Origin of the sequence: Silvimonas amylolytica, from assembly GCF_014645555.1 — a bacterium.
Lineage (GTDB): Bacteria > Pseudomonadota > Gammaproteobacteria > Burkholderiales > Chitinibacteraceae > Silvimonas > Silvimonas amylolytica.
Window position 1 is genome coordinate 75,625 of record NZ_BMLY01000005.1, and the last position, 13,650, is coordinate 89,274.

The window sequence follows — 13,650 nt, forward strand, 5'->3', positions numbered from 1 at the left end:
GCCTGGGTGATTGCATCCGCCCTGCCGGTCTTGTTTAGGTCTAAAAACAAGATATCAGGTCCAACTCTCGTGGCAGGGTGTCATGTTCTCTCTGGTGCGATGGTTGCCGCAGCGGGTGGGCACGCGCTTGCTTGCTGTGGTGATCTTTGCAATTGGTGCTTCTTTGGCGCTTGCGTTGCTGGCGGCGTGGCTGGTGTATCGCGACGCGCAAAATGCATCGCGCGTGCTGGCGCAACAAGCGGCAGAAAATCTGGTGGTCCAGGTCGCAGCGCAATTTGGCGAAGACGATGATCTGGACCCGCCGCGCCCGTTTGAGCGCTACAACCTGCAGCGCACGCTGGACTACGCCCATCAAGCCAAGGGGCGCGATATCCGGGTCTTTAATCTCAACGAACGCATTGTGGTCGATACCGACCACGAAGACATTGGCACGCCTGTGCCGACGGCGTGGCATGGATATATTTCGGCCGCCATGCGCGATGGTGCACCGGTGTTTTTTTCCGGGCGCATTGCGGCAGCAGGTGATGTGCGGCAACTCTTCATTACGCCATTGCATAACCGTACAGGCCGGCTGGTGGGCGGCCTGGCGATGGATTACACCCACCTGGCTGATGAACTCACCGGTACGGCGCGCAAAACCCTGTTGATTCTCTCCGCCGCTGGCGCGTTTGTACTGGCACTGACACTTTTGTTCGGTCTTGCCACCGTGCGGCCCATCGCGCTGGCGGTGCGCCGTTTGCATGGCGCAACCCGGGCGCTGGCTGCAGGACGGCCGCTGCGGCCAGTGGCAATTGAGGGGCATGATGAGTTTGCCGGGTTGGCACGTGCATTTGATGATATGAGCACGCAACTCACCCGCTCGCGCATGACGCTGGAAGAAGAAGTCGCCGAACGTCGCGCAGCGCAGATCGCGCTGGAAGAGGCCAACGCCCGGCTGGAGGAGCGCGTAACAGAGCGCACGGCGGCGCTGCAATCGGCCAACCGGCAGCTGGAAATCGAACTGGCCAATGGCAAGGAAATGGCGCGTCAGCTAGAGCAACTGGCCCGGTTTGATTCGCTGACCGGCCTGCCTAATCGCGCCATGTTTCTGGCCTGCCTGGATGTCGCGGTCAAACGTGCCATCCGTATGGGCACATTGGGCGCGCTGATGTTTATTGATCTGGATCGTTTCAAATCCATTAATGATTCGCTAGGTCATGCCACGGGCGATCAGGTCCTGCGGCAGGCCGCACAACGGCTCTCTGGCACCTTGCGCAGTTGTGACATGGTGTCGCGCATTGGTGGCGATGAGTTCACAGTTATTCTGGAAGAACTGGGTGGCGAGAACGCCGCCCGTGCGGTAGCCGGCAAGGTGGTTGCTGCGTTCCTGGCACCATTCAATATCGATGGCAAAGAGCTGTTTTTGTCATCCAGCGTCGGGCTGGCGCTATTCCCCAAAGACAGCGCCGAGCCGGGCGAACTGATGAAGCAAGCCGACTTTGCCATGTACGAAGCCAAAACTGGCGGCCGTAATCGTTTTGCGCTGCATTCTGAACATATGGCGCAAGAAGCTAACCAGCGTCTGGTGATGGAAACTGCCTTGCGGCACGCCATGGAGCGCAACGAGTTTTATCTCGCGTACCAGATCCGGGTGTCTGCAACTGATGGCACCCCGACCGGCACTGAAGCGCTCTTGCGCTGGCGTAGCCCCGAACTGGGTGATATCACCCCGGCGGAGTTCATTCCTGTCGCTGAGCACAGCGGACAAATCATCGAGATCGGCCGGTGGGTGCTGCAACAGGCTTGTCGTCAGCACAGCATCTGGCGTGCGCAGGGGCTGCAACCTGGTTTGATGGCGGTGAATATCTCCGTCGTCCAGTTCAGGCAGGCGGGTTTTGTTGAGCAGGTCGCCGCCATTCTGGCTGAAACCGGCATGAAGGCGCACGACCTGGAACTGGAACTCACTGAAAGCATGCTGATGGCCAACCCCGAAAATGCGGTGATGATGATGCATGCCCTGCGAGCACTGGGGGTAGGGCTGGCGATCGATGATTTTGGCACCGGTTATTCCAGCCTTAGCTATCTGAAGCGTTTCCCGGCCTCACGGATCAAGATCGACCAGAGTTTCGTGCGCGATATCGACATCAACCAGGAAGATGCCGCCATTGCCGCTGCCATCGTCGCGCTTGCCCGCAGCCTGAATATTGAAGTCACCGCCGAAGGCATAGAAACTGATGAGCAACTGGCGCATCTGAACCGGCTGGATTGTGCTGACTACCAGGGCTATTACTTTGCGCAACCGCTCACCGCAGAGGATATCCGGTTTGCACTTGATGCCACGCTGGTGGTGCAACCGGGTTAATCCTCTCTCTATCACTGTACGAAATTGCGGATCAGGCTGGCGACCTGTGGCGCGTTGGTCAGTTGGGGCAGGTGTCCGTGCACGGTCATGACGTGGAGTCGCGCAGCATACATGGCCTGTTCCATCCAGCGGCCCACACTGACCGGAGCGATCGGGTCATCGGAACACTGAATGATCAGCGAGGGGTGTGCGAATCCGCGGACTTTATCCCGCAGGTCCGACAAGAAAATGGCGTGCGCAAAATGGCGGGCCAGGGTTGGGTCCAGTGCAAACAGCCGGTGACGCATTTCCGTGTTGATCGGCCCTGCGGATTCTTCCAGCGACGCAATCTGCGCCAGCTGTACGGCCCACGCCTCGTAGTTGAGATCCATGGCGGTCAGCATCTCATCAATGGTTGAGCGCTCAAAACCGCCGACGTACTGATCTTCCGGATGGTTGATATAACACGGAGAGGGGGCCAGCATGACCATGCGCTCGATCCGCCGTGGTGCCAGCGCGCAGGCCAGCAGGCCGATCATGCCACTGACCGAATGGCCAACGTACACCACGTTCCACAGATCCAGCGCTTCAAGCACGGCAACGACATCTTCGGCATAGCCATCCAGGGTGGCGTGCCGCTCGGTATCAAACGCATCTGCCATGCCATGCCCGGCATGATCAAACAGCACTAGCCGGTAGCGGTGAGCCAGCTCCGGCACGACCCGCCGCCAGATCGTCTGATCACAGGCAAATCCGTGGGCCAGTACCAGGGTGACCGGGCCATCTCCCACCATTTGCACGTGGTGGCGCTGCAAGACAGAAGCAGGCATTTCTGCGACCTTTGGCGATGAACACGGTTCACCATAGGATGATGCATCGCGCTTCGCACTTGGCAGAAACGGCAATGCGTGCGGGCGCCGTCACCGCGATCAATGCGGCCCACGCAAAAGCTGCTGGATCTGCAACAAGCAGGTGACTTCAGCCATGCGCCGGCGCGTGTAGGCGGCCGCCTGGACAAACGGACCTTTCGGTCCAAGCACGGCGGCCAGGCAATGGTCATAAATCGGGCCGGGGAGAGACCAGCTGACGCTGTGTGCCCCATGAGTCAGTGTCAGTACATCCAGATTGCCTTGCCGGTCCTGGCGGATGATCCGGCCATCCCGCAAATGAATGGCGATACCCTTTTGGCCACCAGCCGGGCCAGCGTACTTGTTCAGCCAGATATCCGTCGTAATGCCGCTGATACGCCCGTGCAGATGGGCTTCTCCTTCAGCAGTGACGAGATCGGTACGCACGATGGGGCGACCAAGGCGATCTTTGGCGTGAGCCAGTTGCAGTTGCAAGGTGTCCTCGCCGCCCAGCCGGTGAATCAGTTCACGCATGAGTGCCAGCACGTGCGTGCCGGTATCCAGAATGACACCATCCGGGTGTTGTAGTTGGCGTGTGTCGGGTTGGCCGGTGGCAAAGTTGAGTGCGATGGCTTCGCCCGCGCCGTTGAGTCCGCTGGGCTCCTGTAAAAATCCCTCCAGCCGGGTGATCTCCGGTAGCGCCAGTGCCAGGTCATGCCCCTGGTGGTCTGCGGGCAGCCAGTGCGGGTCAACCCGGTGGCGTTCAGCGCCAGGCAGCAGCCAGCTGAGGCGGGCCATCCAGTGATCAAGTGCAAGCACGCGCCGCGCATGCGCGGGGACGGCAATCAGCGAGTTCAGTTGTGCCATTTGCGCCAGACTGGCGACGACGGGTTTTTCGACGCAAATGCGCGGTACCGGGCTGGCCAGGGCGCTGTGCAATACAGGTAGATGGCTGGTGCTGGATGTCGTGATAAACAGAATATCCAGCGGCCGGCTCAGCAGGTCTTGCAGGCTGTCGCAGCGCATGACACCCGCCGGGGCACGGGCCGGGTCAGTATCGAATCCGTAACATGGTGTATCTGCCATGCCTAACCGTTGTAGCGCTGGCAAGTAGGCGGTCTGAACGACCGCGCCCATTCCGGCAAAACCGATCTGCATATGCTTTTCCTGTTTGTCTGCAAGATGTAACGCACTGCGTCCGACGATACCTGGCGGTACAAAATTCTACCGGCGCAGCCATCCACAAGCGCCCTGTATTTATTGATCATATCGCCGGTTGCACCGGCATGCCGCATGACAAAACACCACCGCAACATGGTTTGTACGGTGCAGCAACGCGCGTTTCTGTGCGCATCCGTTCCGTAACCTGCTATTGCGTGGAGTCTGGTTGTGGTTTTGCCCGGCAAGAATACGCACGTTTTTTATGTGCATAGCCCGATCACCTGGTCCTTGGCACAAGCCATTATTGCTCGGCTGGATCGCGCGGATGTCCGTCTGATTGGCGCGCGTGGCATGGCGGGGCCGGAGATGGATCTGGTGGTGGAGGACGACGGTGGTTTATCCATCGAACAGACCTGCGCCTATCTGCAGCAATTGCTGGGCGTGTGCCAGCCTGGGCGCGGCCTCGTGCTGTATGTGCCGCACACGGTATTTCTGGCCGGCCAGTTGCTACGCCATAGCGCACGCGTGCAGCAGATTTACTACCTGGAAGAAGGGCTGACCAGTACGCAACCGGCACGGTTGGCGAACATACCGCCCTTGCTGGCTGATGCCGCGCCACTCTTGCACGCGCTACAACAGCACGGATTACTCGATGCACTGCAACTGGACCCATCTGATGTCCTGCAGTTGCCGCATACCCCCAGCATTGCATTTGACTGGCACAACACCCGGTACGGTGGCCGCTTTGCCTGCTCTGCCGATGCGTTTTCCGGCATGCCTGGCGTGACCCTGCTGGATTTGCCTCGCCATCCACACCTTCAGGCAGCACAACTGGTCAGCTTTGCCAGCGTGCTTAACCGGTTTGCGCCGGGCACTGCCTCACAAGGGCAACTTGAAGCACGCTGCGCACAACTGCTTTCCATGGCTGAAACTCTGGATGCGCATCACGATACACACCAGGCCTTGTTGTTTCGCTTGCACCCACGGGATACCCATGGTTTGCCGCGCTGGTTCTATGACGCATGGCAGCGTTATGCGCGGACCTACCCGTGCTGGTGTGAGGTGCATGGCCTGGACGCGCTGGCAGAGCCGGCGTTGCTTAATTTCGCCCGTTATCACGTAGTTGGCCAGAGCGCGCAGAGCAAATATGTCACCGCCTGGTGGGGCGCGACGCGTCTGACGCAGCCGTATCCAGCCTTCTGATCCCGATCTGCACTGCGCACCACACGCGTCTTGGGTGGCCAATTGCAATCACATGGCTTGAGTCGTTAATACCACTTTGTGTTGTGTGTATCGAAAAATCGCCTTCGTCGTTCCCGGCGCACGGGGTGAGTTTGATGCAAAATACTTTCATGTAGTGAAAGTATTTTGCGGTGTGGCAAAGGCGCATGATGCTCTGCACATTGCGCTTTTCCTGCAACACTTGTTTCCTGCCGTTCGTCGGCATATCAAACATTTCACGAAAGCCTGTAACGTGCACCCGCCTTGTGCGTGGTATCAGCCATGATTTGGTGCAAGTTCCCGTGAATGCTAGGTTTTATGCCATTTGTAACGACCTTTTTGTGCGCCGCGACGAGGCGTAAATCAATCAGTGGCTGGTATCCGCAGGTTCATTTGTCGCAAGCCGGATACAGCCCGGGCACCGTTTTTCTGCTCGAACCCGAATTGACAGTTTGAGTCGCTTGTCGCGTAATTGCGTCAAACAAAAAGGCGAGACGACGACGGCTTGCTGGCTGGACGGGGGAGGCGCCAGCGAGCCGTTGCGCCAAAACAGTAGTAAAAAATATAAGACCACTTGGCCGCTTCATATAAATCAACTCAAAGGCCAAGGGTTGATTTCCCGATACGGGAAGAATGCTGATCCAGACAGAGGGCGGCGATGGAACTGAAATTGCAAGACGGACTGTACCGGGGCGTGCTGGCACTGTTGGCTGGCGTGTTTTTTCTTTCTTTTGCGTTCTGGCTGATGGTGGCTTGTCGTGTCGACATGCCGCTCGTGCTGGCCGCCCTGGGTACTTGCGCTATCGGCTTTGCCGTGTGGGCGCTGGGCTGGTTGTCCTCCGCGGAAACCTTCCCGTTCTTGCTGGCGGCGCTCAGCATTATCTGCAGTGCGCTGACCCCGGTTTTTTGCGTGTTATTGCAGCGGCACGGCTATGCCGGCCAGCCATGGCCAGATGAAACCGTCCACTGGCACCTTGTATTGCTGATTCCGGTGATGGGCATGGCACTGCGTGATCTTTGGCTGGCGCAGGAACGCCATCTGCCGGCATCTGATTACAAACCTCATTACGGCACGGCCACAGGCACGGGCTGGTGCGTTTCTCTCTGATTTTCCTCTGATTTTTCGCTCGTTTTACCGTTTAGCCACGGCCCGTTTCCAGGCCGGGTAGCCCTTGTTTTGCCCTTCATTTGCCGCAGGAGACTCAAGCCATGAAGCGACTGATGTGTGCAATGCTTGCCACGCTGGCTTTCAATGCCCGTGCGGATATCAATATCGGTGAATCCGTGCCGACCACGGGTCTGGCCAGCGTCACTGGCAAGGCGCTTGCGGTGGGTGCATCCATTTATTTTGGTCGGGTCAATGCGCAGGGGGGTGTCAATGGCGAACCCATCAACCTGATCACGCGGGATGACAACTATGATCCAGCGCGGACCATGGCCAATACCCGTGAGTTGATCGACAAAGAAAACGTGGTGGCGCTGGTGGGTTATTACGGGACGGCGCCACTCCAGCAGTTGTTGCAATCCAAAGCGCTTGAAAATGCGGGGGTACCGTTGGTTGGTGCGTATACCGGCGCTGAAAGCGTGCGCAATCCGGGCAGCCAGTATTTCTTCCAGACCCGTGCGGGTTATAGCCAGGAAGTCGAAAAGATTGTGGTGTTGCTCCATCGCTCGCTGGGGATTAAACGCATTGCCGTGCTGGCTCAGAAAGACAGTTTTGGTGAAGCAGGTTACACCGCGATCAAGGCCGAACTGGCACGCCATAACATGCAACTGGCGGGCGAAGCCTGGTATGACCGCAACACGGGCGACACGGCAGCTGCGGCCACTGATCTGGCCAGGCTCAATCCGGAAGCGGTGATCATGGTGGCGATCTCCAAACCTGCTGCAACCTTCACCAGGCAGTTCAAGGCTGCGGGTGGTACGTCGCAACTGTATGGGTTGTCGGCCATCCAGTTTGATGAAGTCACCCGCCAGGCCGGTCTGAACGTGGCCCATGGGCTGGGGCTGTCCCAGGTATTCCCGGCACCGACCAATGCCCAGCTCAAGATCGTGCGTGATTTCCAGCAAGATGCCGATGCATTTCTCAAGTCAGGCGAATATCCCAGTTATGCCTTGCTGGAGGGGTATATCTCTGCCCGTATCCTGACCGAGGCGCTACGGCGTGCAGGCAAGAACCCGACGCGTGCCACGGTCTATCAGGCGCTCAATGACATGAAACGGTATGACCTGGGGGGTTACATCGTGGATTTCAGCGACAAAAAGCGTTTGGGTTCCGGTTTTGTAGAACTGACCATGATTTCTGCCACAGGCACGCTCACGCGCTAGCGCGTCCGTTTTCGCCGTAAACCTTGTTGTACGCGTTGTAGAAGTAGAAGTGCATTTGCTCTGACTCCCAACAATGCAGTTACTCAGGCCCGCGTAGTGCGGGCCTTTTTTCTTTTTCAATTGCTGATCAACGGCTTAACCGGTCTGTGCGTCTTGATGATGCCAGTCATGCCAGGTGCGTTGCCAATCACGCATGGGCACAGGTCGGCCCAGCAGGTACCCCTGGAAAGCCCGGCAATCCATACTGGTCAGATACACCAGTTGATCTTGTGTTTCCACGCCTTCGGCGATCACCTGCAAACCCAGTGAGCGACCAATACCAACAATGGCGCGGACAATGGCGGCGTCGTTGCCACTGCTCATGAGGTCGCGGACAAAGCTCTGGTCGATCTTGATCTGGTCCAGCGGGAGTTGCTTGAGATAAGACAGTGACGAGAACCCGGTGCCAAAGTCATCCAGTGAGAACGTCACACCCAGTTGGCGAATCTGCTGCATGCGTTCGACCACTTCGCCGACCTTCTCCAGCACCACGCTCTCTGTGAGCTCCAGTTGCAGCCGCGCCGGGTTGGCGCCTGTGGCCTCTAGCGCACTGCGTACTCGTGCCGCGAAATCCGGCCGGTGAAACTGCCTGGCGCTGACATTGATGGCAATTTTCAGATCACGCGTTTGGGGTTGCTGGGCCCAGCGCACCAGTTGTTCGCATGCGGTATGTAGCACCCACTGGCCCAGCCGCAGGATCAGCCCGGTTTCCTCGGCGACCGGAATAAACACGGCGGGCGAGACGGCCGGATGGTGTTCCGGGGACCAGCGCAACAATGCCTCCGCGCCCAACAAACCATGATCCAGACTGAATTGCGGCTGATAATACAGCTGGAACTCGGCCCGGTTCAGCCCACCCCGCAAGGCGGACTCCAGAGACGAGCGGGTGTCGATTACATCTTGCAGCGCCGGGCTGAACAAACAAAAAGCGTTACGCCCGGCGGCTTTGGCCTGATACAGCGCGACATCAGCTTGTTTGAGCAGGGTCCGCATTTCGGTGTCTTGCCCCTGAAACAGCGTGACGCCAATGCTCGACGTGCTATGAAAGGGCAGATCATCGTCCTGCAATGGCCAGGTCTGATCCAGCGCGGCGCGGATAATCTCGGTGCGGGTTTCGGCATGATGATGTGCGATCGCATGGTCATGCCCCAGGTTTTCCAGGATAACCACGTATTCATCACCGCCCAGGCGGCAGACCATGCCAGATGACTCTACGGTTTGCATCAGCCGCTGGGCCACGGCCACTAGCAAGCGATCACCAATCTCATGACCGCGCGTGTCGTTCAGTAGTTTGAAGTTGTCCAGATCGAGGATCATCAACCCGCCAAACTGGCCAGAATGACCACTGGCTTCCAATGCCTGATCCAGTTTGTCCATCAACAGACGGCGGTTGGGCAGGCCGGTCAGTGAGTCAAAATAAGCCAGATGACGAATCTGTTCCTCGGCCGCTTTACGTTCGCTGATGTCATGCACAACCATTTGCAATAGCGGGTGCCCATCCAGCATCAGGCTGGTCATCAGCACTTCTACCGGAAACGGCGCGCCGGTATCGAGGCGTTTGTAGACCCATTCAACACGGATATTCCCGTCCCGCCGCAACTGCGCCAGGCATTGATCGCGTTTCATCCAGGAGGGCGTGCCATCCGGCTGGATCGGGGGCCACAGATCATCCGGGGCGGTTTGCATCAGTTCTGCGCGTGATCGTGCCCCCATCAGGCGGATGGCCGCAGGGTTGCAGTCGATCATGTGGTAGTCCTTGTCGCGCAGCCACACGGCATCAATGGTGGCTTCATGCAGCGTACGAAACCGTGTTTCAGAGCGTAGTAATTCTTCACGGCTCGTACTCAGCGCTTCAATCGACTCCAGTTCAGCCAGCCGGGTGCGATAAGCATGCCGTGTGATCAGAATGCTGATGATCGAGAAAATCAGCGATAACAGCAGCGCTGCGATGACTTCCTGGCGCCAGGAGGCCAGGTAATCCTCGGTGGCCTGCCCGACAAAAATGAACAACGGTTGGCCATCCACTGGCCGGAATGACATGCGCCGGCGCGTGCTGTCCAGCTTGACCACGGTTTCATACGTCGCACCTTCCGGATGCCCGTGGACGAAATCTGCGGTGGTTTGCGAGACAATGGCCCGGCCATCGGGCGTATTCATGGTTGGGACTGAGGGCAGCCGGAACCAGGCTCGCAGTTCTTTATCGCGCATGGAAATCATGCCATGCGGACCAAGGTCAAACGGGTGATAGAGGCTGTTGAACCAGTCCAGGGGCAGCAGCGCATAAACAATGCCGGCGAACGCACCGTCTGGTGTGGTAATCCGCCGTGCAATGGCCATCGACCAGGCGCCCGTCACGCGGCTGACGACTGAATCTGAAATTTGTGCTTCACGCGTGTTGTGCGCTGCCAGTCGCTGGAACAACTCGCGGTCAGACACATTGCGCGCCGGGCCGGGCGGCACTTTGTCGCCATACAAGACCTGGCCGTGCGCATCCGTGACGCGCAGCCCTTCGACTTCCGGAATCAACTGGTGCTGAGCGTAGATAAACCGGTTGAGCGATTCGGCGTCGATAGCGCCATGCGCCAGTTGGCGTTCTGTCTCGGTGGCGATGGAAAACAACCCGACATCAATTTTCTTGAGGGTGCCAGAGACATTGATGGCCAGCGACTGCGCCAGATTCTGTGTTGCCTGGACGGCCTGGCGTTCGTACTGCTGATGGCTTTGCCAAAGCGCTGCGGCCACCAGGACATAGACAAACGCATTCAACAGCACTAAGCCGGCGACGAGTCTGCTGACCAACGGGCTCCTTGGAGCGGTCATGGCGGGCGCTTTCTGGTTATGGCTCAGAGAAGGTGGGCCTGAACCTGTTATAGCACAGCACTTTTGGCGATGCGGGAGGTGGGCAGGGCCCTGTCATGGGCAGGCAGATGAACCCGACCCAAAGGCCCGCAGGCAATTTTTTGCCCACGGGCCTTCGTACGCCAGGTCTTTCTGTCACGCCGGGAAACCTGTTATCAATGAGATAGATAGCCGTGTTATGTGACAAAACGGCTCAAGATGCTAGTCGATACCGCCCGATTTCCGACGTCAGGCGGGACACAATCTGCTGCAGGGCATCCGCAGAACGCGCGGTACTCTGGGCAGATTCGCTGTTGTGCTCGGTCATTTGCGCCACGTTTTCCACCTGATTGGCGATCACATTGCTGGCGGCGCTTTGTTCGGCAATCGCATTCGTAATCTGTCCAACCAGTTCTACGGCGGTACTGGATGACTGGCGAATGGTTGAGATCGAACTTTCTGCCTGGGCCGCCCGTTCGACCGCGCTGCGGGCAATTTCCACTGCATCGACCATTTGTGTGTTGGCATCGTGGCTGGTGCTTTGCATCTGTTGCACGATGGTACGGATCTCGATGGCGGATGAAGCCGTGCGTTCTGCCAGCTTGCGCACTTCATCGGCTACCACGGCAAACCCCCGCCCGGCATCTCCGGCGCGGGCGGCTTCAATGGCGGCGTTCAGGGCCAGCAGATTGGTCTGGTCGGCGACGTCTTTGATGACTTGCAAAACCGAGTCGACTTGCTGGCTGCTGGTTTGCACCTCACCCACCTTGCCGGCTGCCGCTTCGATCGTGCGCTGGATATTGCGCATGTCGCTGGTGGTCTGGCCGATCACGCGCTCGCCTTCACTTGCCAGCGCGCCAGAGCGGCTGGATGCATCTGCGGCCTGGCGAGCCTGCTCTGACACATGGTTGATACTCACAGTCACCTCCTGCACGGCAGCCGCCATATTGCTGGCGGCATCGCTTTGCTGGACTGAACTGGTGGCCACCGCGTTGGCCGCACCTGACATGCTGCTGGCCATGGTCGATACCTCACCGGTGGCCGCCAGGATTTTTTGCATGCTGTCTTCTACCGTGCCCAGCAAATGATTGATTGCCGAGGCCGTACGGCCGATTTCATCATGTGAACTGGAGTGGGAACGGCGGGTGAAATCCAGCGTCTGTGCAATACCGGTGACCAGATTCTGCAAGCCGGAAATCTGCGCAGTGATGCTGCGGTACAGCCAGATGCCAATCACCAGCATGGCCAGGATGGCCACGGCGCTCACGCTGGTCAAAATCACCCGGGAACTGGCAATGGTGCTGTACGCAGCGTCTTTGGCGGCGTTGCCAAGGCTGTCGTTGTAATCCGTCCAGGCATCAAGACGTGTCGACAGTTTTTCTGCCAATGGTGCGGCCTGGTCCTGGAAAACACGGCGTGATTCATCCATCCGCGCAGCATCAACGCCCACCGCGTATTTGCGCGCCAGCCCAGCCCACTGGTTGTACAAGGCCAGGTTTTCATCCAGCCCGGCTTGATCTTTGTCGTCCGAGATCATGCCGTCATCTTTGTACTTCTTGAACAGGCCATCGATCTCGGCCAGTTGCTGGGTCAAGCGCTGATCACGCTGGGTCTGGTCGCCTTCAAAATAAAGCCGCTGTACCGCTGCCAACCGGGCGCGTCCGACCGCTGTTTTGATTCTGAAAATAAGCGTTTCGCTGGGGACCGTGTTTTCCGCAATGTCGTACACATTGCTCTTTAGATGACTGAAGGCGACAAAAGAACAGACAGAGACAATAACAAGGCCCGCCACCGCAAGGGCGAGCAAAGCGGCAATGCGCGTACTGATCTTCATGGCTTGATCCTGAAAACGTTGGTCCGGATATCGGTGACAGTCAAGGCACGTGAATGCGGCAACCCAGAGACAGCCATACAACGGCGCGGGCGCGTTTTATGAACGGTTATGCATTGGTTCTAGGCAATTGCGCAGAATTTGCCAGGGGAGACAAGCGGCACGTACTGCAATCTGTCTGAAACAGGAAAAAGAAGCGTATGGCGGGCTGTCAGGCCGCATTGAAAAAGGAATTTACCCCGCAAAACCAGGGATTTGGCAGTGCTGGATTATCAACACAGAGGAATCAGTGAAACAACGGTTTGGTAGTTTTTCTACGTAATTGAGTTACGTATTATGAGCACCAATGTCGGAAACAAAACAACGACAGCTCAACATCAATCTACGGAGAAACATCATGAACAAGTTTACTGCTTCCATCGTTTTTGCTGCTGTTGCTGCTACCGCCGCCCTGTCGGCACAAGCTGCTGATCTGCAACCCTGGCAACGTGCTGCTGGTGCCGCTCAGAACTACAGCGCCCAGATCGACAAGCAACCAGGTCGTGCCCCGTTCAGCGGCCGCGTGACCGAAGCCAAGCCACAAGTGCTGGCTTCCTGGCAACGTGCTGCTGCTGCGGATCAGAACTTTACCTCGCAACCCAAGCAACAACCGGGTCGCGCACCGTTCAGCACCCACGCTGTTGAACCGGCCACCCCGGCAACCGCCGCCAAGTGGCAAGTGGCTGCAAACGCAGAACAGAACTTTGCTGCGCAAATCAACGAACGTACCGCCTTCAACTAAACACGTTTGAAGTCTGCAGTATCAAAAGCCCGCATTTTGCGGGCTTTTTTGTATCTTTTGGCATGTTATGACACATGTTAACGACCTTTTTGCCGACGTCGTTTTAGCCAGACATAGCCCGCACCGGTGTTGATGTTCAGGTATCCCCGGCTGCATATTGTTGCCTGAGCAATATTTGTGTCTGTCTTCTTCCTGTCACATTTCACTCGCATGATGCGCCCACCTTTCTGGCGGCTTTCCCAAGTTGTCGTCCAGTTTTGGATCTAAAAACCATAACGTTGTC

The 13,650-nt window shown here is 57.8% G+C and carries 9 protein-coding genes; 5 read left to right on the forward strand and 4 right to left on the reverse strand.

The window, feature by feature from the left end; genetic code table 11:
* Window positions 1–82 precede the first annotated feature (82 nt).
* Complete coding sequence (locus IEX44_RS14675; protein WP_188695417.1) at window positions 83–2,341, forward strand: putative bifunctional diguanylate cyclase/phosphodiesterase; 2,259 nt, start codon at window positions 83–85, stop codon at window positions 2,339–2,341.
* 11 nt (window positions 2,342–2,352) lie between these two features.
* Here the strand turns inward: IEX44_RS14675 and IEX44_RS14680 are convergent, their stop codons facing one another.
* A complete protein-coding gene (locus IEX44_RS14680; protein WP_188695420.1) occupies window positions 2,353–3,150 on the reverse strand; it encodes an alpha/beta fold hydrolase in 798 nt (265 codons plus the stop codon).
* 99 nt (window positions 3,151–3,249) lie between these two features.
* Entirely contained in the window at window positions 3,250–4,326 is a 1,077-nt protein-coding gene (locus IEX44_RS14685) for a Gfo/Idh/MocA family oxidoreductase (RefSeq protein WP_188695422.1), read from the reverse strand.
* Window positions 4,327–4,557: 231 nt separating this feature from the next.
* On the opposite strand from IEX44_RS14685, the gene IEX44_RS14690 reads away from it, so the two are divergent.
* The 3 genes from IEX44_RS14690 to IEX44_RS14700 all read left to right on the forward strand — a co-directional run bounded on the left by IEX44_RS14690 (window position 4,558) and on the right by IEX44_RS14700 (window position 7,878).
* Window positions 4,558–5,532, forward strand: coding sequence for a hypothetical protein (locus IEX44_RS14690; protein ID WP_188695426.1), 975 nt, complete (start codon window positions 4,558–4,560; stop codon window positions 5,530–5,532).
* A gap of 676 nt (window positions 5,533–6,208) precedes the next feature.
* Complete coding sequence (locus IEX44_RS14695; RefSeq protein ID WP_188695428.1) at window positions 6,209–6,658, forward strand: hypothetical protein; 450 nt, start codon at window positions 6,209–6,211, stop codon at window positions 6,656–6,658.
* Between the two features lie 101 nt (window positions 6,659–6,759).
* On the forward strand, window positions 6,760–7,878 hold the full coding sequence (locus IEX44_RS14700) for an ABC transporter substrate-binding protein (RefSeq protein WP_188695432.1): 1,119 nt from the start codon (window positions 6,760–6,762) through the stop codon (window positions 7,876–7,878).
* A gap of 135 nt (window positions 7,879–8,013) precedes the next feature.
* On the opposite strand, the gene IEX44_RS14705 is transcribed toward IEX44_RS14700, so the two are convergent.
* Window positions 8,014–10,737 (reverse strand): bifunctional diguanylate cyclase/phosphodiesterase, encoded by a 2,724-nt coding sequence (locus IEX44_RS14705; RefSeq protein ID WP_229679180.1) that lies wholly within the window; start codon window positions 10,735–10,737, stop codon window positions 8,014–8,016.
* A 232-nt stretch (window positions 10,738–10,969) separates the two neighbouring features.
* Window positions 10,970–12,589, reverse strand: coding sequence for a methyl-accepting chemotaxis protein (locus IEX44_RS14710; protein ID WP_188695436.1), 1,620 nt, complete (start codon window positions 12,587–12,589; stop codon window positions 10,970–10,972).
* Window positions 12,590–12,983: 394 nt separating this feature from the next.
* Here IEX44_RS14710 and IEX44_RS14715 point away from each other — a divergent pair, with 394 nt between their 5' ends.
* Complete coding sequence (locus IEX44_RS14715; protein ID WP_188695439.1) at window positions 12,984–13,367, forward strand: hypothetical protein; 384 nt, start codon at window positions 12,984–12,986, stop codon at window positions 13,365–13,367.
* Window positions 13,368–13,650 lie beyond the last annotated feature (283 nt).